We start from the raw sequence: 21,295 nt of genomic DNA, 5'->3' as shown, positions 1-21,295 counted from the left end.
CCGGCCCACCTGATGTCCCGGCTGTTCCTCGGCCGGGAGCGCTCCACCCTCACTCCCCACCCACTGCGCCTCCCCGCCCCTACGGAGGCGGGGACGATTCAGGAGCTCAGATGAACCGCACAAGCGTCCCGGCCGCATCGCGCCGCCGCGCACGCCTGATCGCCACCGCCCTTGCTCTTCCGCTGGCCGCCGCCGGTCAGCTCGCCGTGGCTCTGCCCGCCCATGCCGACACCAAGAGCGCCGTTGCCATGGGGGACAGCTTCGTCTCCGGCGAGGGCGGCCGCTGTAAGGGCAACAGCGACACGTTCACCGGCAGCAGAGCCGGTACCGACCGCGCCTACTCCTCCGGTACGTACGACGCCGCCCGGGTCTACGGCGCCAGCTACGCCGGCGGCTGCGACCGCTCCGACTCCGCCGAGGTGACCAGCGCGTTCGGCACGGCCAAGGCGGTGAACCTCGCCTGTTCCGGCGCGAAGACCACCAACGTCTTCCGGGCCGACCACGGCGGCCGCGCCTTCAAGGGGGAGAAGCCGCAGGCCGACCAGCTCGCCGCCGTCGCCGCCAAGCGGACCGTCGGCCTCGTCGTGCTGTCCGTGGGCGGCAACGACCTGGGTTTCTCCGACATCATCGCCGGCTGCGTCAAGTCCTACGAGACCTGGTCCTCGTGTCGGGACGATCAGCAGGAGGCGGTCGACTCCCGGATCGACGCCGCGATGGAGAACGTCGGCAAGTCCATCGACGAGATCCGCGCCGTCATGGACCGCGCCGGGTACCGGCGGTCCGCCTACCGGATCGTGCTCCAGTCGTACCCGTCCCCGATCCCGCGGGCCGCCGAGAACCGCTACCCGGCGTCCGGCTGGCGCCGCACCAACGACGGCGGCTGCCCGGTCGGCGACGGCGATGCGAACTGGGCCCGTGACAGCCTGGTCCCGCAGATGTCCGGCCGGCTGGCGGACGTCGCCGCCGACCGCGGCGTCCAGTTCCTCGACCTGCAGGACCTGCTGCAGGGACACGAGGTGTGCTCCTCGGGCGCCTCCCTGGCCACGTCGAGCCACGGCCCCTCGGAGAGCGGCAGCGAATGGGCCCGCTTCCTCACCACCGGGCTGAGCCAGGGCACCCGTCAGGAGTCCATGCACCCCAACTACTACGGCCAGTTGGCACTCGGCCGCTGCCTCTCCCTGATCAACGCCCGGCCCGCCGGCCGGAACTACACCTGCCACAACACCCCGGGGAGGACACCTCCGGCGTCTACCTCGATGAACTGGGCTGACACGACGGGTGGTTCCGCCGCTGATCGAGCACGCTCCCCGCTGAGCCCAGGGCGCCGGCCGTAGCGCGGCGGTGCCCCGAGCCGGGCGGCCCACCGCCGCAGGAGGACGTTCGTCCGCCTGCGGCGGTGCGGCCCGGAGCCCCGCGGGCGGGCGGGTGATCCGCAGGGGTCCGTCCTCGCCTCAGGCGGTCTGCGGGTGAACGGCGAGGCAGGCGACGACGCGGGTGCCGACCGGGGACAGGAAGGTGCGCCACCAGGTGCTGGAGCGCTCGACCAGGGCCAGGCCCCGCCCGCCGGTGACGCCGTCCTCCGCGATGCGGCGGGCGGAGCGGCGGCCGTGCCACATCCCCGAGTCCCTGACCTCGACCGTCACCACGGCGCCGTCGAACGCCGCCGAAACGGTTGGTCGGCCGGCGGCCGCCCCGGTGAGAATGAACGGATGATCGCCGCTTCGCCCCAGGGGCCCGTCCAACCTCCGTGTGCCGCTGCCGAGCTCGCGGCGGGGCGCCCGCTCCGGGCCGTGTGGAAGAACGAGCTCGGCGGGTTGACGTTCCAGGTCGGCTCGGGCGGGACACGGCAGTTCGTGAAGTGGGCGCCGGTCGGCAGCGGTATCGACCTTGCGGCCGAGGTGGCCCGCCTGCGGTGGGCGGCGAGGTTCACCGTGGTGCCACGGGTACTCGGCGAGGGCGCCGGGCCCAGGACCTTCAGCACTTCGGCACCGTCGAGCGCGCGCTCGGTGCGCTCACCGACATCCCGCCCGTCGACCGGCTCGTCGTCTGCCACGGCGACGCCTGCGCTCCCAACACCCTGCTCGGTGACGACGGTACGTGCACGGGACACGTCGACCGCTGGGCCGACCTCGCTGTCGCCACCTGGAGCACGCGGTGGAACTACGGTCCGGGATGGGAGGAGCCACTGCTCGAAGCCTACGGAGTCGAGCCGGACCCGGAACGGACCACCTACTACCGGCTGCTGTGGGAACTGTCGGACTGAGCATCCCGCCCCGGCGGGCGACGTCCCCCCAGGCGTGTGTCAGACCGGAGGGCGACGCCGGACCGGCCTCAGGGAAGCGGGGAGCGTGATGATGCGGGCGCAACCGGCGGCGGTGAGGAGGCCGACGGCGATGCGGATCCGGGCTTCGGTGCCGGCCAGGGCCCAGGGACCGGGAACGAGCAGCAGGCGGTGGGCGCCGCCCATGACGGCGACGGTGAGGTCCTCGAAGCGGGGCGGGCTCCGGGTCGGGTCGGTGTCCGGGCGGATGCGGTCTTCGTAGAAGACGGGCGGGGGGACGCGAGGCGGGCGGCGAAGCGTCGGAGTGCCTCCGGCTGGTGGGGCAGGGCGGCCGCGTTGCCGTGGTACCCGACCCGCCAGGCGCCACCGACGGTGGACACCGGGTGCTACGAACGGCCCGCCGGGTGTTGCGGCACCCACACCGCGATCTGGGTCCGGGAGGAGAAGCCGAGCTTGGCGAGGAGGTGCTCGACGTGGTTCTCGGCGGCCCGCAGCGAGATCACCAGGTGCGCGGCGATCTCCTTGGTGCTCATTCCCCGCGCGACCAGCTTCGCGACCTGCAGCTCGCGCCGGGTCGGCCGGGCCGTTGCGGTTCGTCGGCCGGGAACGTGAGCTCGATCTGCTGCTCAGCGCGGTGCGGCGGCCGCCTGCGGTGGTACTGGTGGAGGGCGAGGCCGGGATCGGCAAGTCCCGGCTGATCGCCGAGGCGAGCGCCGTGCTGGCCCGGGAGGGGCGACCGGTGCTGGCCGGTTTCTGTCACCCGTTGCGCGTCACGCCGTCCGGCGAGGTCACCCCGTCGAGCAGTTGAGCCGAACCGCGGTCCAGCACGATCGGTACGACAACGGCTTTCTCAGGGGAAGGCTGGGTGGCGGCCACCCTCGCGGCCACCCTCGCGGGCGCCGTCCGCCGCCCCGCGGAGTGGGCCCGGTTCCTGACGACCGGCGTCACCCAGGGCACCGAGGACGCGTCCTTCCACCCCGACCCCTCCGGCCGGTTGGCCCCACGGCCGGTGCCTGGGCCTGATCGCCGCCAAGCCCGCCGGTCAGAACTTCAGCGGCCACCGAAGGTGCCCCGCGCCGGGGGCGTTGTCGGCGCGCCTGATGGACGTGGGCCGCCGCCGGTGGCAGATGGTGAGGGCAACGCTGATCGTCCGAGGAGTGCCGATGCGACCGACCGTTCCCGATGACCTGCCCCGGATCCGGCCGTGGCAGGTGTTGCTGTGGGCGCTCCTGCCGGTGGCGGTCACGCTCGGCCTGTACTGGTTCGGCCGCGCCCACACGCCCGACTACACCAGCGCGCTCTTCGGTCAGCGCGGCGATGACGCCAACCGGCTGAAGGGCCAGCTGGGCAGCGCCCTGTTCGGCCTGGCGCTGGTCCAGCTGGTGCTGGCGTTGTGGATGTACGGGCGGCTGCCGGGCGCGCCCCGTCCCGCGCCGGGGCCCGTGCCGACCGTCCACCGGCTGCTCGGGCTGCTCGCCTTCCTGCTCTCGCTGCCGATCGCCGAGCACTGCCTGGTCACCTACGGTGTGCAGTTCGGCAGCCCCCGGGTGGCGCTCCACTCGGTCACCGGGTGCGTGCTGTACGGCGCCTTCGTGGCCAAGGTGATCGTGGTACGGCACCGCCGGCTGCCCGGTTGGATGCTTCCGGCCACGGGCGGGGCGCTGGTCTGCGCGATCGGCCTGATGTGGTACTCGGGCGCGCTCTGGTTCCTGAACGGCTACCAGGTCCCCGGGCTGTGATCGCGCCGGGACGGTACACAGGGACTTTCCGCGTGCGCGGATGAACGGTCGGGGTGTTCTCCACGTACTGAGGGGTGGGCCGCTCGCCAGGCCACGGCACCGGGGCCGACGGTCCACTGGAAGGAGCGTCGATCATGCGACGTCTCGCCTGGGCAGCCGCGGTGCTGCCCGCCCTCGCGCTGGGAGCAGCGGCCTGCGGTGGTGGTGGCGGTTCGAAGGCCGCACCGGCACCGGCCTATTCCTCCCCGCCGGCCTCCTCCCCGGCTCCCGCCTCCCAGGCCCCTGGCACCCAGTCCTCCGGCCAGGCAGGGGCGGCCGGGGCCGTGGTCGCGGCGAACGGCTCGAAGCTCGGCATGATCCTGACCGACGGGCAGGGCCGCACGCTGTACCTCTTCGAGAAGGACAGCCCGACGATGTCCGCCTGCGACGGCGCCTGTGCCGCGGCCTGGCCACCGCTGACGACGACCGGCACGCCGCACGCGGGTACGGGGGTCAGCGCCGCCGACCTCGGCACGATCACCCGCGCCGACCACAGCCTGGAGGTCACGTACCACGGCCACCCGCTCTACTACTTCGCCGGGGATCACCAACCGGGTGACACGACCGGTGAGGGCTCGACCGCCTTCGGCGCCGGCTGGTACGTTCTCGACCCCGCCGGCAGCAAGATCGACAACGACTGAGCCGCCGCCGATCGCCAGCCGGCCTTCCGGCGCCCCAAAGAGCTCTGCTGCGACCCGACATGACGATACGTCAGCTGACGGGGGCGCCGGCGCTGCCCCCGTCACAGGTCTGCGGGTTGGTCGCGGGGCCGGGCCCGGGTGGTCGGCTGGGGGTGGGACTCGGCCGGGAGGTCGCGGTACTGTCCTGACGCTGCCCGACCCCGTGAGGAGCTCGACGGGGGCGAGCAGCGGGACCTCGACATCACACCGAAGCCGCGGGGAGCATCACCATGAGTGGACCAGGGGTTTCGATCGAGTTGGCCGGACGGATCCCCGGCGAGACGGAGGAGCGGCTACGCGAGTTGCTGGTGGAGCTGTCGGATCACTTCACGCAGGAGCGGCCCGACAGTTACTTCATGGGGGTCGTGCCGCAGCGTCTGGGCATCGCGACAGCTGACGATCCGGACCACTCCAGGCCGTTCTGTGTCTCGTTCGGCGGACCGGGCTACGCCTACGAGGATGTCTTCGCAGGCGATCACGACTACCCGGACCTGGACCTGGGCGGGCTGATCGGCTTCACCCCGGCCTACGACCTCCACGTCATCGGCACCTGCAACCGTCAGGTCGACCACGTCACCGCGGCCATGCTGACCGCCTCGGTGATGGACATCGTGGGAGGGGTGGTCAACATCGAGGTCTCCGAGCGCCAGTTGCCCGCCGTCCGGGCTCTGCCGGGCTTCCTCGGCCACGCGGACGGGTGGGGGCGGGTGTTCGGCTCGCAGGAGATGCTCCGGTCCTGGGCGCTGCACCCCGGGTTCCGCCTGGGCTAGCCCGCGCCGCGCGGCCGTCTCCGCACCCGGCCTCGACGCGCCGGCCACGGAGACCACGGAAGGTGCGGTCAGTACCCCTGGTCGTACACCACGGTGACCGGAGCGTGGTCGGACCAGCGCTCGGCGTGGGTGGCGGCGCGCTCGACGTACGCCTCGACGCACCTGGCCGCGAGCCCCGGGGTGGCCATCTGGTAGTCGATCCGCCAGCCGGCGTCGTTGTCGAAGGCGCGGCCGCGGTAGGACCACCAGGAGTACGGGCCGGGCTGGTCGGGGTGTTGGCCGCGGACCACGTCGACGTAGCCGGTCTCGTCGAGGACGCGGGTCAGCCAGGCGCGCTCCTCGGGGAGGAAGCCGGCGTTCTTCTGGTTGGACTTCCAGTTCTTGAGGTCGTCCTGGCGGTGGGCGATGTTCCAGTCGCCGCAGACCAGGACCTCGCGGCCCTCGGCGGCGGCGCTGGTGCGGAGCCGGTCGAGGTGGACGATGAACTCCGCCATGAAGCGTTCCTTCTCGTCCTGGCGGTCGGTGCCGACCTCGCCGGACGGGAGGTAGAGGCTGGCGACGGTCAGCCCCGGCAGGTCGATCTCGACGTATCTGCCCGCATCGTCGAACTCGTCGGAGCCGAAGCCGATCACGGTCCGCTCCGGTGCCCGACGGGACAGCACGGCGACCCCGGCCCGGCCCTTGGCGGTGGCGGGCGCCCACACGGCGTGCCAGCCGTCGAGTTCCAGCAGCTCGGCGGGGATCTGGCCGGGCTCGGCGCGGACCTCCTGGAGGCAGACCACGTCCGCCTTGGTGGCCGCGAGCCACTCGACCAGGCCCTTCTTGGCGGCGGCCCGGATGCCGTTCACGTTCACTGTCGAAACCACGATCACCCCGAGAGGGTACCGGACCGGCGCGAACGATCCGGGCGGCGTCCGGGGTGCGGGCGGGCGCCCGCCGGGTGCGGTCATTGGTCTTGACCATCTCGCGGAGCAAGCCCTAGGGTCGCTTACTGCAAGGACCTTTAATAAAGAAGGACGGATAAAGCCCGGCCGCCCCACCTGCCGAAACGCCGGGGAGGCCTTGGCGGCACTCCTTCAGGGTGGAGGACACGGTGACTCAAGCGGTGGCTCAGGAAAAGCTCGCGGCGGTGCCGGAGCCGAAGTACTGGCACCTGCGTACGGTGCTGGTCCGCACCATCGACGCGGAGTTCTCCACCGGCCAGATCCTGCCCAACGAGCGTGAGCTCGCCGCCCGCTTCGGCGTGGCCCGGGCGACCCTGCGCCAGGCGCTCGACCAGCTGGAGCTGGAGGGCCGGCTGGTCCGCCGCCGGGGGATCGGCACGCTGATCGCCGCCCCGCGCGTCGGCGTCCCGGTCAACAGTCGCGAGGAGGGCTGGCCCGGCACCGCCCGCAGCCAGGCCTGGCGCGTGATCGACTGCGTCAGCGCCCCGGCCGGTACACAGCTCGCGGGGGCGCTCGGCATCGCCGAGGGCGCCACCGTGCACACCGTGCGCCGGGTTCGGATGCTCCAGGGTGTGGCCGTCGCCACCGAGTCGCTGCACGTCCCGGACTCCGCGGTGCCGCGGCTGCCCGCGCTGCCGCACCTGGTCGGCGCCGACGGCCAGGCCGACCGCGCCCGCTCGGTGCTGCGCCAGCTGGAGCGGCTCGGGGTCGACGGCGAGTCCCGCTCGGTCGAGCTGGGTGTCGCCGAGGCCGAGCAGGCGTCCCTGTTGGAGCGCCCGCCGGGCACCCCCGTCCTGGTCGTCACCGCGCAGTACGCCGCCGCCGGCCGCCTGGTCGCGCTCGCGGTCTCCACCTACCGCGCCGACACCTGCAGGCTCACCTTCGGCGAGACGGGCCTGGTCGAGGTCACCCCCGTCCAGGGCGGTACGCCGGCCCGCTCGGCCTCCTGAGTCGAGCCACCCGCACACGACGCACCACCGAACCCACGACCGAACGCACCACCGAACGCGCTGCCGACCGGGTGGCGGCCTCCACCGGGAGGCTGCCACCCGGTCAGCCGTTCCCGGCCACCGTCACCCCCCGCCCACGCCCGCCGCCCGGACACGGCACGCCTCAGCGCCCCGTCGCCGCCGGCGGGTCGAGCGCGAACAGCTGCTCCTCGACGTGGTCCAGCGCCACCCGCAGGGCGCCCATCGCGACCACCTCCGAGCCGAGCGCGGCCGGTGCCACCTCCGGCGCCCGCAGCGTGAACAGCGCCAGCTGCTCGCGCAGCGGCTCCAGCACGCCGTCCAGGCCGGCGGCCCAGCCGCCGACCACCACCAGTTGCGGGTCCAGGGCCAGGACCAGTGCCGCGACGTCGTGCACCAGCCGTTGGAGGAAGCGGTCGGTGGCCCCCCGGGCCACCTCGTCGCCCTCCCGGGCCAGCCGCAGTACCCGGGCGACCGCCGCCTCGTCCAGCGGGTCCAGCGGTTTTCCGGTGGTCGACAGCAGTCGCTCCGGCGTCGCCTGACGGCCGAGCAGGTGCAGCGCGCCGATCTCGCCGGCGGCGCCGCCGAAGCCGCGGTGCAGCCGGCCGCCGATCAGGGAGCCGGCGCCGGGGCTCAGTCCCGCCATCACGAAGACCACGTCGCCCTTGCCGACGGCCGCGCCCTTCCAGTGCTCGGCGATGGCGGCCAGGTTGGCGTCGTTCTCGATCACGACGGGGCAGCGGAACGAGCGGCGCAGCCGCGCCCCGATGTCCAGGCCGGTCCAGCCGGGCATCGCGGTGCCGAGTTGCACGGTGCCCTCGCGGTCGACGATGCCGGGGGTGCCGACGGCCACCGCCCAGAGGCTGTCGCGCGAGATGCCGGCCTTGCGCAGCACCTCGGCCACCATCGAGCGGACCAGCCCGAGGCGCTCCTCGGCCTCCAGCGTCTCGTCGACCGGCCGGGAGTGGGTGCCGACCAGTTCGCCGGCGAGGTCGGCCAGGACGATCCGGATGTCGTGCACGCCGATCTCGACGCCCAGCACGTGTCCGGCCTCGGCCCGGAACCGGAACCAGCGGGCCGGGCGTCCCCGCTGACGGCCGTTCTCCTGACTGTGGTCCACCTCGGCGACCAGGCCCGACTCCAGCAGCCCCTCGATCACGCCTTCGACCGTCGGCCGGGACAGCCCGGTGTCGCCGACCAGCTGGGTGAGGGTCACGGACCGCCCGTCCCGCAACGCCCTCAGGGTGACCGCCGCGTTGATCCGCCGCAGCAGCGAGGAGTCCCCTCCGGTGAGCCGATCCGCCAAGTCGCTGCCCTTCCGCTTCGCGCGACAGCTCTGGCGCGCGGTGCCGAGTGCGCGGCCCGCCCCGCCGCGGTGGTGCCGCTGCCGGGGCTGCCGCCGGAGTCCGCCCCCGCGTGCCGCCGCACGGCGGCGTGACACACCCGGAGGCTCAGCCGGAGCCTACTCGGGGGCGGCCGTGGCCCGCGAGCGTTTCCGCAGCTCATAACGGCTTCGGTATCGAAACGGTAGGTATCCCGTGATCGCACCGTGAGGTCGGCGGGACTCAGCGTGAACGGTGCGCGGGGTGGGGCGGGAGCCGGCGGGCCGGGGTCAGCCCAGCTGCCAGACCACCGAGGTCTTGACCGCGCTGTCCTCCAGGTCGGCGACCACCGGCACCCGGTAGGAGGCGATCTCGGTGAACCGTTCGCGCGGCAGGTAGGCCCGTCCCGGGTCCCCGACGAGCACCAGGGCGCCGCGCGCGGCGGCCCGCTGGAGGAACGGCAGGACGCGCTGCGCCATGCCGCGTTCGTAGAACACGTCCCCGGCGAGCACCACGTCGGCGGGGGCCCCGTCGCCGTCCAGCAGGTCGACGCAGCGGGCGTCGACGGTGACCCGGTTGGCCGCCGCGTTGAGGGTGATCGCGGTGACGGCGTACTCGTCGATCTCGGCGGCGGTGACCGAGGCGGCGCCGCTCAGGGCGGCGGCGATCGAGACCAGGCCGGAGCCGGCGGCCAGGTCGAGGACCCGGCGGCCGGCCACCGTGCCGGGCTGGTCGAGGACGTAGCGGGCGACGGCCTGCCCGCCGGCCCAGGCGAACGCCCAGAACGGCGGTGGCAGTCCGATCTCGCCCTTCTCGGACTCGGTGCGCTCCCACAGGGCGATCGCCTCGTCGGCCAGGTGCAGCCGCACCTCGGGGACGAACGGGACGGCGGCGAGGCGGGTCTGCGATGCGATGAACTCCGCGACCGATGCGGTGGTGGCCGACACGGTGGTCCTCCTCGGGGGCGTCCGGCCCGACGGGCCGGTCCAGCAGACTCTATGCGACCTGACGGTCCGTCAGTCGCAACCCGCCCCGGCCGCCCCGGCCACCCCGGCGCGCGGGCTGCCGCACCCGCGCCCGTGGCCGCACCCGCAGTCGTGGCCGCAGCCGTCACTGCACGGCGATGACGCCCTGCATGTTGGGGTGGATGGTGCAGGTGTACTGGTAGCCGGCCGGCTCCTTCGGAACGGTGATGGTGGCGGACTGGCCGGGGTTCAGGGTTCCGGTGTTGAACGCGCCCGGGGTGGAGGAGGTCAGGGTGTGCGCGGTGGTGTCCTGGTTGGTCACCGTGACGGTGGCGCCGGGGGCGACGGTGAGCGTGTCCGGGTGGAAGGCGAAGTCCTTGATGGAGATGGACGCCGTCGCGGCAGCGGACTCCGAGCCCGAGGCGGAGGCCGAGGCCGAGGCGGAGGCGGAGCCCGAAGGGGACTCCGCGCTCCCGGACGGGGAGGGGCTCGCCGAGGGCGTCGCCGTCGTGGTGGTCACCGATCCGCTGGTGCTGCTGGAACAGGCGGCCAGCAGCAGCGTGACGGCCGCGCCGGCGGTGCCGAGCAGCGCGTGCCGCCGGGTGGGGAGCAGTTCCTCGTTCATCAGGGCCTCGTCTCGTCCGGCCGCCCGACCGGAACGGGCGGCAGACGGCCAGCGTCGGCCAGGGCGGGCCCCGGAGTCAGCCGTACACACCCGGCGGGCCCGGCGGGTCACCGGGACGGCCGAGCGGGGACGCGAGTGGTGACCCGCGCGGTGACCTGAGCGGTGACCCGCGCAGGGCATCGCGCCCCGGCGCTACGGCAGCGGCGGGCTGAACCGGGCGGTGAAGGCGGCCGCGTCCCACTCGCCGCCGAGCGCCGGGCCCAGCGAGGCCCGGGCCAGGGCGTGGAAGGCCTCGCCGCCCTCGGCCGCCGCGCCCTGCGGCAGGGCACCGAGCAGGGGGGCACCGGCCACGGCCGGCAGGTCGGCGAGGTTGCAGCGGGCCGCCAGGTCCGGTTCGGCGGGCCAGGAACCGACCACCACCCCGCGCAGGGTGAGGCCGCGGGCGCGCAGGGCCTCCGCGGTGAGCGCGGTGGTGTTGAGGGTGCCGAGCCCGGCGGCGGCGACCAGCAGGACCTCCACGTCCAGCCCGAGGGCGGCGGTGGCTCGGGCCATGTCGGCGAGGGTGTGCCCGGCCTCGTCGTAGCGGACCAGCAGGCCGCCGGCGCCTTCGACCAGGACGGGGTGGTGCTCCGCGGCCAGGGCGGCGACGGCCTCGGCGACCCGGCCGGGGCCGAGGGTCGGCCGGCCCGAGCGGTGGGCGGCGGTGTCGGGCGCCAGCGGTTCGGGGTAGCGGGCCAGCTCGCGGGTGGTGACCGCGGGGCCGGCCAGCCGGAGCACCTCGGCGGCGTCGCCGGGCTCGCCGGCGGCGACGCCGGTCTGGCCGGGTTTCAGGACGGCGACGCGGTGGCCGGCCAGGGCCGCGACGGCGGCGGTGGCGACGGTCTTGCCGACCTCGGTGCCGGTACCGGTGACGAAGAGGACGCTCATCCGGCCACCGCCGCGGCCGTGACGGCGGCCGTGATCCGGGCCAGGTCGGCGTCGTCCGTGACGTACGGCGGCATGGTGTAGATCAGGTCGCGGAACGGCCGCAGCCAGACGCCCTCGCGGGCGGCCGCCTCGGTCGCGGCCCGCATGTCGACCGGGTGGTCGAGCTGGACGACGCCGATCGCGCCGAGCACCCGGACGTCCCGGACGCCCGGGGCCGCGGCGGCGCCGGCCAGCCCGGCGGTCAGGCCGGCCTCGATCCGCTTGACCTCGACCCGCCAGTCCTGGCCGAGCAGCAGGTCGACCGAGGCGTTGGCCACGGCGGCGGCCAGCGGGTTGCCCATGAAGGTCGGGCCGTGCGCCAGCACCGGCATCTCGCCGCGGCTGATGCCGTCGGCGACCCGCGCGGTGCACAGCGTGGCGGCCATCGTCAGGTAGCCGCCGGTGAGGGCCTTGCCCAGGCAGAGCACGTCCGGGGAGACCTGCGCGTGGTCGGCGGCGAACAGTTCGCCGGTGCGGCCGAAGCCGGTGGCGATCTCGTCGAAGACCAGCAGGACGTCGTGCCGGTCGCACAGGTCGCGCAGCAGTCGCAGGTACGCGGGGGAGTGGAAGCGCATCCCGCCGGCGCCCTGCACCACCGGCTCGACGATGACGGCGGCCAGCTCGTCGGCGTGGCGCTCGATCAGGTCGGCGAGTTCGGCGGCGTACGCCTGGTCGAGCGGCGCGTCGGAACCGGCCGGCGGCTCGCCCGCGAAGACCTGGCCGGGCAGCACCCCGCCCCACAGGTGGTGCATCCCGCCCTGGGGGTCGCACACCGACATCGGGTGGAAGGTGTCGCCGTGGTAGCCGCCGCGCCAGGTCAGCAGCCGGTGCTTGGCCGGGCGGCCGAGCGACTGCCAGTACTGCAGGCACATCTTCATGGCGACCTCGACCGCCACCGAGCCGGAGTCGGCGAGGAAGACGTGGTGCAGCGGCTCCGGGGTGATCTCCACCAGCCGGGCGGCGAGCCGGACGGCGGGCTCGTGGGTGAGCCCGCCGAACATCACGTGGCTCATCCGGCCGAGCTGGTCACGCACGGCCTCGTCCAGCACCGGGTGCCGGTAGCCGTGGATCGCCGCCCACCAGGAGGACATCCCGTCGATCAGTTCCCGCTGCCCGCAGACCTCCTCGGCCAGCCGCAGCCGGACGCCCGAGGCGGACTCCACCAGGTACGGGGTGCTGGTGCCCGGCATCGGGCCGTACGGGTGCCAGACGTGCGCGCGGTCGAGGCCGAGCAGGTGCTGTGCGTGTGTCACGGGTACGGACCTCAGGCGTTCGGGGCCAGCTCGGTGCCCGCGCCGCGGCGGCGGACCTTCACCAGGTCGCTGCGCAGCTCGTCGCCGTCGGCCGGCTCCGCCGTCAGGTCCGGCGTCGTGGCCGCGGCCGGCTCGCCGTGGCCGCCGCAGGGGCCGCAGCCGCCGCCCGTGCCGCAGGCGTCGGCGGCGGCCGGGGCCGAGCCGCAGCCGCCGGTGACGTGCGCACGGTGCTGCGGCAGCGTCACCTCCTCGGCGCCCTCGACGGTGAAGCCGGCGTCCTTGATCATTTCGAGGTCGGCCTGGCCGGCCTGGCCCTCGCTGGTCAGGTAGTCGCCGAGGAAGATCGAGTTGGCGATGTGCAGGCCGAGCGGCTGCATCGTGCGCAGGTGCACCTCGCGGCCGCCGGCGATCCGCACCTCGATGTCCGGGCAGACGAACCGGACCATCGCCAGGATCCGCAGGCAGCGCTGGGGGGTGAGGTGCCACTCCTTGGCCAGCGGGGTGCCCTCGAACGGGATCAGGAAGTTGACCGGCACCGAGTCCGGGTCCAGCTCGCGCAGCGCGAAGACCACGTCGACCAGGTCCTCGTCGCTCTCGCCCATGCCCGCGATCAGGCCGGAGCAGGCCGACAGGCCCGCGCCGTGCGCCTTGTTCACGGTGTCCACCCGGTCCGCGTAGGTGTGGGTGGTGGTGATGTCGCCGTACGTGCCCTCGGAGGTGTTCAGGTTGTGGTTGTACGCGTCGGCGCCGGCCGCGCGCAGCCGCTCGGCCTGGTTGTCGGAGAGCAGGCCCAGACAGGCGCAGATCTCGACGTTCTCGTGGGCGTCCTTGATGGCCGAGATGGTGTCGGCGACCCGCTCCACGTCCCGGTCGGTCGGGCCGCGGCCACTGGCGACCAGGCAGACCCGCTTGGCGCCGCCGGCCAGGCCCGCTGCCGCCGCCTCGGCGGCCTGGTCGGGCTTCAGCCAGGTGTACTTGAGGATCTCGGCCTTGGAACCGAGCCGCTGCGAGCAGTAGGAACAGTCCTCGGGGCAGAGACCGCTCTTGAGGTTCACCAGGTAGTTGAGCTTGACCCGGCGGCCGAACCACTGCCGGCGGACCCGCCCGGCGGCCGCGACCACGTCCATCAGCTCGTCGTCGGTGGTGGCGAGAACGGCCAGGGCTTCCTCGCGGGTGGGGAGTTCCCGGCGCAGGCCCTTGGCGGTGAGGGTGTCGAGCAGATCCATGCGCCTGATCCTGCCTGGGGGAGCTCGCGTTTCGCCAGAGGGAACCCGCCAGAAGATCCGCTCCGGGGTGTGCGAGTTGTCACAGTACGGATGCCGCGGGTAGTGGTGCGGGTCACGCACTCCCGGCGCACGGCGTACGCGGAGGGCGTGCACGGCTGCTTCGCGCGGCCAATCCGGGCCCATCATCGGACCGGTATGACCTGCTGCTTAGAATCTCCGCCATGACCACGCAGGGGGACAGCACCTCGTCACCGGCCGACCACCAGCACCACGCGGCGCCCGCGCACGGCCGGGGACGCCGGGTGACCGCCGGTCGCCTCGCCCTGTGGACGGCACTGGCCGGGACGGCCGTCGCCGTCGGCTGGGTGGTGACCCGGCCCAACCCCGGCGACCTGCTCCCCGGCCTCGGCCCCACCAGCGACAGACCCGCCGTGGGCACCCCCGTGCCCGGCGCGGCCCCGGCCCAACCGCTGACCGAGGCCCAGGCGTTCCTCGCCGAGCGGTACTTCCCCGCCCAGCGCGGCATCGACCAGGACGGCTACAAGGGACGCCGCACCGGCGCCCGCCAGGGCGCGGACTGCACCGAGATCCTCCAGGACCGGGCCCACGACCCGCTGCACGAGGCCGGCTGCCAGGGCTACCTGGGGGTCTCCTTCACCCGGCTCGACCAGCAGGTCCAGAGCAGCGTCACGGTGCTGCGCTTCGCGGACGACGCCGCCGCCCTCAAGGCCGAGGAGGTGCTGCGCGAGGCCACGCCCGCCCTGCAGTTCGTCCAGCCCGAGGGCGTCCCCGCCCCGAGCACGCCGCCGGCCGGCAAGCAGCCGCTGACCACCCACCGGGTCGCCGCGGTCGGTCACTACCTGACCGTCACCGTCTCGCGCTTCGCCGACCTGCGCAGCACGGCGCCCGACACCGAGCACGGTCTCGACGACGCCACCCGGGTCGTCGCCAACACGGCCGGCCTGCCGTTCATCTGGATGTGACCGCCCCGGGGCCGGGGGGGGGGGGGGGGGGGCCCCCCCCCCCCCCCCCCGGCCCCCCCCCCCCCCCCCCCCGGGGGGCCCCCCCCCCCCGCGGGCCCCCCCCCCCCCCCCCGGGGGGGGGGGGCCCCCCCGCGGGGGGGGCCCCCCCCGCGGGGGGGGGGGGGGGGGGTGGGGGGGGGCCCGGGGGGGGGGGGGGGGGGGGGGGGGCCCCCCCCCCCCCCCGGCCCCGTCCTCAGCCGTCCAGCCGGTTGACCGCGGTGACCCGCAGCACCGCGCGGCCCTCCTCGTCCGAGCCGTAGAGGTCGACCTCCGCGCTGATGCCCCAGTCCTGGTGCCCCTCGGGGTCGTGGAAGATCTGCCGGACCCGCCAGGAGCCCTCCTCCTCGTCCTCCTCGATGAGCAGCATCTTCGGTCCGCGCGCGTCCGGGCCGGTGCCCAGGTCGTCGAACTCCTCCCAGTACGCGTCCATCGCGTCCGCCCAGCGGTCGGCGTCCCAGCCGTACTCGCCGTCCAGCTCGCCGAGTTCCCGGTAGTTCTCCAGCGCGGCGAGCTCGACCCGGCGGAACATCTCGTTGCGCACCAGCACCCGGAAGGCCCGTGCGTTCGCGGTGACCGGCGCCGGCTTGTCGTCGAGGCGCACCTCGGGGGCCTGCGGGTCGGTCGGGTTGGCCAGTTGCTCCCACTCGTCCAGCAGGCTGGAGTCGACCTGCCGGACCAGCTCGCCCAGCCAGGCGATGACGTCCTTCAGGTCGTCCGTCTTGACGTCCTCGGGGACGGTCTGCTCCAGCGCCTTGAACGCGCCGGCCAGGTAGCGCAGCACGATGCCCTCGGTGCGCGCCAGGTCGTAGTGGCCGACGTAGTCGCTGAAGGTCATCGCCCGCTCGTACAGGTCGCGGACCACGGACTTCGGCTGCAGCGGGTGGTCGCCGATCCACGGGTGCGCGCGCCGGTAGACGTCGTAGGCGTGCGAGAGGAGCTCCTCCTGCGGCTTCGGGTAGGTGATCTCCTGGAGCCGTTCCATCCGCTCCTCGTACTCGATGCCGTCCCGCTTCATCTCGCCGATGGCCTCCCCGCGGGCCTTGTTCTGCTGCGAGGCGAGGATCTGCCGCGGGTCGTCGAGGGTCGCCTCGACCACCGAGACCACGTCCATCGCGTACGAGGGCGAGGTCGGGTCGAGCAGCTCGAAGGCGGCCAGCGCGAAGGTGGACAGCGCCTGGTTGAGCGCGAAGTTCTCCTGGAGGTCCATGGTCAGGCGGACGATCCGGCCCTCGGCGTCCGGCTCCGGCAGCCGCTCGACCACGCCGCCGTCCAGCAGCGAGCGGTAGATCGCGATCGCGTTGCGGATGTGGCGGCGCTGGGCCGCGCGCTCCTCGTGGTTGTCGGTGAGCAGCTTGCGCATCGCCTCGAAGGCGTTGCCCGGGCGGCCGATCACCGAGAGCAGCATCGCGTGGCTGACCTTGAAGCGGGAGACCAGCGGCTCCGGGTCGGCGGCGATGAGCTTCTCGAAGCCCTCCTCCGTCCATCCGACGAAACCTTCCGGCGCCTTCTTCCGGACCACCTTGCGCTTCTTCTTCGGGTCGTCCCCGGCCTTGGCGACGGCCTTCTCGTTCTCGATCACGTGCTCGGGGGCCTGCGCGACCACCTGGCCGACGGTGTCGAAGCCGGCCCGGCCCGCGCGCCCGGCGATCTGGTGGAACTCCCGCGCCCGCAGGGTGCGCACCCGGATGCCGTCGTACTTGGACAGCGCGGTGAACAGCACCGTGCGGATCGGCACGTTGACGCCGACGCCCAGGGTGTCCGTCCCGCAGATGACCTTCAGCAGTCCGGCCTGGGCGAGCCGCTCGACCAGCCGCCGGTACTTCGGCAGCATGCCGGCGTGGTGAACGCCGATGCCGTGCCGCACGTACCGGGAGAGGTTGCGGCCGAACTTGGTGGTGAAGCGGAACCCGCCGATCAGGTCGGCGATGGCGTCCTTCTCCGCCTTCGAGCACATGTTGATGCTCATCAGCGACTGCGCCCGCTCCACCGCCTCCTTCTGCGTGAAGTGCACGACGTAGACCGGAGCCTGGCCGGTCTTCAGCAGCTCCTCCAGGGTGTCGTGCATGGTGGTGCGGCGGTACTCGTAGAACAGCGGCACCGGGCGGGTGGCCGAGCGCACCACCGTGGTCGGGCGGCCGGTGCGGCGGGTCAGGTCCTCCTCGAAGCGGCGGACGTCGCCGAGGGTGGCGGACATCAGCAGGAACTGCACGTGCGGCAGTTCCAGGATCGGGATCTGCCACGCCCAGCCGCGGTCCGGCTCCGCGTAGAAGTGGAACTCGTCCATCACCACCTGGCCGACGTCGGCCCGGTCGCCGTCGCGCAGCGCGATGTTGGCCAGCACCTCCGCGGTGCAGCAGATGATCGGCGCCGTCGGGTTGACGCTGGCGTCGCCCGTCATCATGCCGACCTGGTCGGTGCCGAAGATCTTGCACAGGTCGAAGAACTTCTCCGAGACCAGGGCCTTGATCGGCGCGGTGTAGAAGGTCCGCTTGCCCTCGGCGAGCGCGGCGAAGTGCGCGCCGGCCGCCACCAGGCTCTTGCCGGAGCCGGTGGGGGTCGCCAGGATGACGTTGTTCCCGGAGACCAGCTCGATCAGGGCCTCCTCCTGGGCCGGGTACAGCGTGATGCCGCGCTCGGCCGTCCATTCGGCGAAGGTCTCGTAGAGGGCGTCGGGGGTGGCGGGCTTCGGCATCAGGTCCAGGAGGGTCACCGGCCTATCTTGCCTGCTCGGGATCACCGCGGGCAAAGGCGTGCACGGCGGCCGCCGGGCCCCGCCCCGCGGAGGGCGGGGCCCGGCGGGCTCAGAACGCCCGCCAGCCGCCCGGGTCGACGCCGCCCGGCACCGCCCCGGCCGGCCCGTACGGCTCCCGGGTCAGCACGAACGAGCCGAGGTCGAGGTGGACGCCCGGGCCGCCGTCCGTCCGGACCACCCGCAGGCTCTCGCCGGCGTAGTACCCGTCCAGGCCGGTCCAGCTGCCGTCCGCCTCGGCCCGGAAGCGCGAGACCCGGCCGGCGGACGCGCCCAGCGGCGCGAGCTCCAGCGCCCGCCCCTCCCGCAGCCGCAGCGCGAAGGCCTGCGCTCCCCAGTACCAGGGGCCGGTGAGGGCCAGCAGGGACTCGTCCACCTCGGCCAGCGGACGCCAGGGGCGGGGCAGCCGCGGTTCGTGCTCGGCCACGGTCGCGACCTAGGAGACCGCCCGGCGAGGGCGGCCGCATTTTCCGGCCGCCCGGCGAGTGAGGGGACCCGATTCCGGCCCCGCCGGTTCGGTCGAGCCCTAAGGTGTGTGCCGCCCCGGTACGCCGTCCAGGCGCGGTGGCCCGCCCGACCGAGGAGGCCGTCCTGAACGAGCAGTGGAGCGAGCCCGGCGCGGGCGGGGCGAACCCGGGGGTCCGGCGGCTGCTCGCGGGCGCGGCGGCGGGGCCCGACGGCGCGCCCTGCCCGTTGTGCGACCGGCCGGTGGACGCGTCCGGCCCGGCGGCGGTCGACGGGGTACGGATCGACGGGCCGGGTGCCGAGCTGCACACCGCCGTGCGCACGCACACCGGGTGCGGACCGTCCCGGGTGTGGGCGCCGGCCCAGATCGCCGCGGCCCGGGTGCGGCTGGGCCTGCCGGAGGCGGCGGCCTGGCGGCCGGACGACCGGCCCCGCGGCGCGGACCGGCTGGAGCCCGGGATGTCCGGCGGCCCGGGCGAGGAGCTGCCGTCGCTGCTGTTCCACCCGGGGGCGCCCTACCCGGGCGGTCTGCTCGGGCACCTCGCGGACCGCTTCACCGAGGGCCTGGTGCCGCTGGACCTGACCGGGGTGGTCCCGGCGCGGGAGCTGCCCGGCTGGACGGTGCACACGACGGACGGGCGGATCACCGCGATCGCCGGCCCGGCGGGCCCGTGGTGGGCCAACCCCGGCGGGCACCCGACCACGTACCCCTGGCGGCGCGCGGCTCACGGCGAGCGCCGGGTCCTGCTGGCCGTGCTCCCGCCCGAGGAACCCGCGCCCGCACCGGGCGACCTGGCGGCGCTCGGCCGGGCGATCCGGGCGGGGCTGGTCCTGGGCGGGGTGGCGGCGCTGGCGGGGACGCTCTTCTGACCTGTCCGATCATCGGGCGGTCGGTATTTCGCCGCGCAACGAATTGACCCGCGTGGCGTTACAGCGTGGCACTGCACAGGACGGCCCGGAACTTCTACGCTCGACGGTCTACAGCGCCTTCGTCGAAGGAGAAGACCGATGAGTCGAGTGGTGCGCGCGGCCCTGTTCCAGACCGCGTGGACGGGTGACAAGGAGACGATGATCGCGGCCCACGAGCGGGCCGCCCGGGCGGCGGCCGCCGACGGGGCGCAGATCATCGGCTTCCAGGAGGTCTTCAACGCGCCGTACTTCTGCCAGGTGCAGGAGCCGGAGCACTACGCCTGGGCGGAGCCGGTACCGGACGGGCCGACCGTCCGGCGGATGCAGGACCTGGCCCGCGAACTGCACATGGTGATCGTCGTGCCGGTGTACGAGATCGAGCAGTCCGGCTTCTACTACAACACCGCCGCCGTGATCGACGCAGACGGCTCGTACCTCGGCAAGTACCGCAAGCACCACATCCCGCAGGTGAAGGGATTCTGGGAGAAGTACTACTTCAAGCCCGGAAACGTCGGCTGGCCGGTCTTCGACACCGCCGTCGGCAAGGTCGGCGTCTACATCTGCTACGACCGGCATTTCCCGGAGGGCTGGCGGGCCCTGGGCCTCGGCGGCGCCGAGATCGTCTACAACCCCTCGGCGACCAGCCGGGGGCTGTCCGCCTACCTCTGGCAGCTGGAGCAGCCGGCCGCCGCCGTCGCCAACGAGTACTACATCGCCGCGATCAACCGGGTGGGCGTCGAGGAGTACGGGGACAACGACTTCTACGGCACCTCCTACTTCGTCGACCCGCGCGGGCAGTTCGTCGGCGAGCCGGCCTCCGACAAGGACGAGGAGCTGGTCGTCCGCGACCTCGACCTCGACCTGATCGAGGAGGTCCGCCAGCAGTGGGCCTTCTACCGCGACCGCCGTCCCGACGCGTACGGCCCGCTCACCGAGGCCTGAGAGGAGGCGCCATGACCCGCACCGTGATCCAGGGCGGCCTGGTGGTCACCGCCGCCGAGGAGCTGCGCGCCGACGTGCTGATCGAGGGCGAGCAGGTGGTCGCGCTCGCCGCGACCGGCAGCTCCGTCGCCGACGGCTGGACCGCCGACCGCACCATCGACGCCGCCGGGATGTACGTCATCCCGGGCGGCGTCGACGTGCACACCCACATGGAGCTGCCGTTCGGCGGCACCGCCGCCTCCGACACCTTCGAGACCGGCACCCGCGCCGCGGCCTGGGGCGGCACCACCACCATCGTCGACTTCGCCGTCCAGTCGGTCGGCGCCACCCTGCGGGCCGGCCTGGACACCTGGCACGACAAGGCCGAGGGCCGCTGCTCGATCGACTACGCGTTCCACATGATCATGTCCGACGTCAACGAGTCCACCCTCAAGGAGATGGACCTGCTCGTCGAGGAGGGCGTCACCTCCTTCAAGCTGTTCATGGCCTACCCCGGCGTCTTCTACAGCGACGACGGACGCATCCTGCGGGCCATGCAGCGCGGCGCCGACAACGGCGGCCTGATCATGATGCACGCGGAGAACGGCATCGCCATCGACGTCCTGGTCGAACAGGCGCTGGCCGCGGGCAAGACCGACCCCCGCTACCACGGCGAGGTCCGCCGCGAACTGCTGGAGGCGGAGGCCACCCACCGGGCCATCAAGCTGGCCCAGGTGGCCGGCTCCCCGCTGTACGTGGTCCACGTCTCCGCGGCCTCGGCCGTCGCCGAACTCGCCGCCGCCCGCGACCAGGGCCTGCCGGTCTTCGGCGAGACCTGTCCGCAGTACCTGTTCCTGTCCACCGACAACCTGGCCGAGCCGGACTTCGAGGGCGCCAAGTACGTCTGCTCGACGCCGCTGCGCCCGCGCGAGCACCAGGCGGCGCTCTGGCGCGGCCTGCGCACCGACGACCTTCAGGTGGTCTCCACCGACCACTGCCCGTTCTGCTTCGTCGGCCAGAAGGAGCTCGGCCGCGGCGACTTCTCCAAGATCCCCAACGGCCTGCCCGGCGTGGAGAACCGGATGGACCTGCTGCACCAGGCCGTCGTCGACGGGCACCTCACCCGCCGCCGCTGGATCGAGATCGCCTGCGCCGCCCCCGCCCGGATGTTCGGCCTCTACCCCCGCAAGGGGACCATCGCCCCCGGCGCCGACGCCGACGTGGTGATCTACGACCCGGCCGCCCGCCAGACCATCTCGGCCGCCACCCACCACATGAACGTCGACTACTCGGCGTACGAGGGGCGTGAGATCACCGGGAAGGTACGGACCGTGCTCTCCCGCGGCACCGTCGTGCTGGACGGCGGCGTCTGGCTCGGCCGGGCCGGCCACGGCCGCTTCCAGCCCCGCGCCACCTGCCAGTACCTCGGCTGACCAACCCCAGGAGAAGAA

The 21,295-nt window shown here is 73.7% G+C and carries 21 protein-coding genes and 1 pseudogene; 11 read left to right on the top strand and 11 right to left on the bottom strand.

All coding sequences use genetic code 11. The features are described from left to right. The first annotated feature begins 110 nt into the window (after nt 1–110). Nucleotides 111–1,334, top strand: a complete 1,224-nt coding sequence (locus ACIOFR_RS15945) for a GDSL-type esterase/lipase family protein (protein ID WP_400997052.1) — start codon at nt 111–113, stop codon at nt 1,332–1,334. A gap of 117 nt (nt 1,335–1,451) precedes the next feature. On the opposite strand, the gene ACIOFR_RS15940 is transcribed toward ACIOFR_RS15945, so the two are convergent. Beyond that, nucleotides 1,452–1,646 carry a hypothetical protein gene (locus ACIOFR_RS15940; RefSeq protein WP_400997050.1) on the bottom strand — a complete coding sequence of 65 codons (195 nt, stop codon included), beginning with the start codon at nt 1,644–1,646 and terminating at the stop codon, nt 1,452–1,454. 266 nt (nt 1,647–1,912) lie between these two features. On the opposite strand from ACIOFR_RS15940, the gene ACIOFR_RS15935 reads away from it, so the two are divergent. After that, the gene (locus ACIOFR_RS15935; RefSeq protein WP_400997048.1) at nt 1,913–2,263 is read left to right on the top strand and encodes a phosphotransferase; all 351 of its coding nucleotides are present in this window, start codon (nt 1,913–1,915) and stop codon (nt 2,261–2,263) included. Between the two features lie 404 nt (nt 2,264–2,667). Here ACIOFR_RS15935 and ACIOFR_RS15930 read toward each other — a convergent pair whose 3' ends face one another. Continuing rightward, a complete protein-coding gene (locus ACIOFR_RS15930; protein ID WP_400997046.1) occupies nt 2,668–2,814 on the bottom strand; it encodes a response regulator transcription factor in 147 nt (48 codons plus the stop codon). A gap of 53 nt (nt 2,815–2,867) precedes the next feature. Between ACIOFR_RS15930 and ACIOFR_RS15925 the strand changes: the two genes are divergently transcribed. The 4 genes from ACIOFR_RS15925 to ACIOFR_RS15910 all read left to right on the top strand — a co-directional run bounded on the left by ACIOFR_RS15925 (nt 2,868) and on the right by ACIOFR_RS15910 (nt 5,509). Next, nucleotides 2,868–3,089, top strand: coding sequence for an ATP-binding protein (locus ACIOFR_RS15925; RefSeq protein WP_400997043.1), 222 nt, complete (start codon nt 2,868–2,870; stop codon nt 3,087–3,089). A gap of 355 nt (nt 3,090–3,444) precedes the next feature. Continuing rightward, complete coding sequence (locus ACIOFR_RS15920; protein WP_400997040.1) at nt 3,445–4,020, top strand: DUF6529 family protein; 576 nt, start codon at nt 3,445–3,447, stop codon at nt 4,018–4,020. A gap of 134 nt (nt 4,021–4,154) precedes the next feature. Next, nucleotides 4,155–4,700 (top strand): hypothetical protein, encoded by a 546-nt coding sequence (locus ACIOFR_RS15915; RefSeq protein ID WP_400997037.1) that lies wholly within the window; start codon nt 4,155–4,157, stop codon nt 4,698–4,700. Nucleotides 4,701–4,969: 269 nt separating this feature from the next. Then, the gene (locus ACIOFR_RS15910) at nt 4,970–5,509 is read left to right on the top strand and encodes a DUF6368 family protein (protein WP_400997034.1); all 540 of its coding nucleotides are present in this window, start codon (nt 4,970–4,972) and stop codon (nt 5,507–5,509) included. 68 nt (nt 5,510–5,577) lie between these two features. Here the strand turns inward: ACIOFR_RS15910 and ACIOFR_RS15905 are convergent, their stop codons facing one another. Continuing rightward, on the bottom strand, nt 5,578–6,381 hold the full coding sequence (locus ACIOFR_RS15905) for an exodeoxyribonuclease III (RefSeq protein WP_400997031.1): 804 nt from the start codon (nt 6,379–6,381) through the stop codon (nt 5,578–5,580). 233 nt (nt 6,382–6,614) lie between these two features. Here ACIOFR_RS15905 and ACIOFR_RS15900 point away from each other — a divergent pair, with 233 nt between their 5' ends. Beyond that, complete coding sequence (locus ACIOFR_RS15900; protein WP_400997028.1) at nt 6,615–7,403, top strand: GntR family transcriptional regulator; 789 nt, start codon at nt 6,615–6,617, stop codon at nt 7,401–7,403. Between the two features lie 163 nt (nt 7,404–7,566). On the opposite strand, the gene ACIOFR_RS15895 is transcribed toward ACIOFR_RS15900, so the two are convergent. The 6 genes from ACIOFR_RS15895 to bioB all read right to left on the bottom strand — a co-directional run bounded on the left by ACIOFR_RS15895 (nt 7,567) and on the right by bioB (nt 13,778). Beyond that, nucleotides 7,567–8,727: an ROK family protein gene (locus tag ACIOFR_RS15895; RefSeq protein WP_400997025.1), complete on the bottom strand. Its 1,161-nt coding sequence runs from the start codon at nt 8,725–8,727 to the stop codon at nt 7,567–7,569. A gap of 306 nt (nt 8,728–9,033) precedes the next feature. Further along, a complete protein-coding gene (locus ACIOFR_RS15890; RefSeq protein ID WP_400997023.1) occupies nt 9,034–9,690 on the bottom strand; it encodes a class I SAM-dependent methyltransferase in 657 nt (218 codons plus the stop codon). Between the two features lie 163 nt (nt 9,691–9,853). Beyond that, the gene (locus tag ACIOFR_RS15885; protein WP_400997021.1) at nt 9,854–10,333 is read right to left on the bottom strand and encodes a cupredoxin domain-containing protein; all 480 of its coding nucleotides are present in this window, start codon (nt 10,331–10,333) and stop codon (nt 9,854–9,856) included. Nucleotides 10,334–10,525: 192 nt separating this feature from the next. Further along, nucleotides 10,526–11,260, bottom strand: a complete 735-nt coding sequence (gene bioD / locus ACIOFR_RS15880) for a dethiobiotin synthase (protein ID WP_400997018.1) — start codon at nt 11,258–11,260, stop codon at nt 10,526–10,528. After that, nucleotides 11,257–12,552: an adenosylmethionine--8-amino-7-oxononanoate transaminase gene (locus ACIOFR_RS15875; RefSeq protein WP_400997016.1), complete on the bottom strand. Its 1,296-nt coding sequence runs from the start codon at nt 12,550–12,552 to the stop codon at nt 11,257–11,259. The genes bioD and ACIOFR_RS15875 overlap by 4 nt, the downstream gene beginning before the upstream one ends. A gap of 11 nt (nt 12,553–12,563) precedes the next feature. Beyond that, nucleotides 12,564–13,778, bottom strand: a complete 1,215-nt coding sequence (gene bioB / locus ACIOFR_RS15870; protein ID WP_400997014.1) for a biotin synthase BioB — start codon at nt 13,776–13,778, stop codon at nt 12,564–12,566. 221 nt (nt 13,779–13,999) lie between these two features. Here bioB and ACIOFR_RS15865 point away from each other — a divergent pair, with 221 nt between their 5' ends. Next, complete coding sequence (locus ACIOFR_RS15865) at nt 14,000–14,761, top strand: hypothetical protein (RefSeq protein WP_400997012.1); 762 nt, start codon at nt 14,000–14,002, stop codon at nt 14,759–14,761. 232 nt (nt 14,762–14,993) lie between these two features. Here ACIOFR_RS15865 and ACIOFR_RS15860 read toward each other — a convergent pair whose 3' ends face one another. Then, nucleotides 14,994–17,492 carry a DEAD/DEAH box helicase gene (locus ACIOFR_RS15860; protein ID WP_400997410.1) on the bottom strand — a complete coding sequence of 833 codons (2,499 nt, stop codon included), beginning with the start codon at nt 17,490–17,492 and terminating at the stop codon, nt 14,994–14,996. Between the two features lie 109 nt (nt 17,493–17,601). Beyond that, nucleotides 17,602–17,985, bottom strand: a pseudogene (locus tag ACIOFR_RS15855) (serine hydrolase); the annotation flags it as partial. A 128-nt stretch (nt 17,986–18,113) separates the two neighbouring features. On the opposite strand from ACIOFR_RS15855, the gene ACIOFR_RS15850 reads away from it, so the two are divergent. The 3 genes from ACIOFR_RS15850 to hydA all read left to right on the top strand — a co-directional run bounded on the left by ACIOFR_RS15850 (nt 18,114) and on the right by hydA (nt 21,277). Next, the gene (locus tag ACIOFR_RS15850) at nt 18,114–18,884 is read left to right on the top strand and encodes a hypothetical protein (protein WP_400997010.1); all 771 of its coding nucleotides are present in this window, start codon (nt 18,114–18,116) and stop codon (nt 18,882–18,884) included. A gap of 138 nt (nt 18,885–19,022) precedes the next feature. Beyond that, nucleotides 19,023–19,865 (top strand): nitrilase-related carbon-nitrogen hydrolase, encoded by an 843-nt coding sequence (locus tag ACIOFR_RS15845; RefSeq protein ID WP_400997007.1) that lies wholly within the window; start codon nt 19,023–19,025, stop codon nt 19,863–19,865. A gap of 11 nt (nt 19,866–19,876) precedes the next feature. Further along, nucleotides 19,877–21,277 (top strand): dihydropyrimidinase, encoded by a 1,401-nt coding sequence (gene hydA, locus ACIOFR_RS15840; RefSeq protein ID WP_400997004.1) that lies wholly within the window; start codon nt 19,877–19,879, stop codon nt 21,275–21,277. Nucleotides 21,278–21,295 lie beyond the last annotated feature (18 nt).

Source organism: Kitasatospora sp. NPDC088346, from assembly GCF_044740765.1.
GTDB lineage: Bacteria > Actinomycetota > Actinomycetes > Streptomycetales > Streptomycetaceae > Kitasatospora.
Note: the sequence above shows the minus strand (reverse complement) of the source record. Positions and strands in the feature narration are given on the sequence as shown.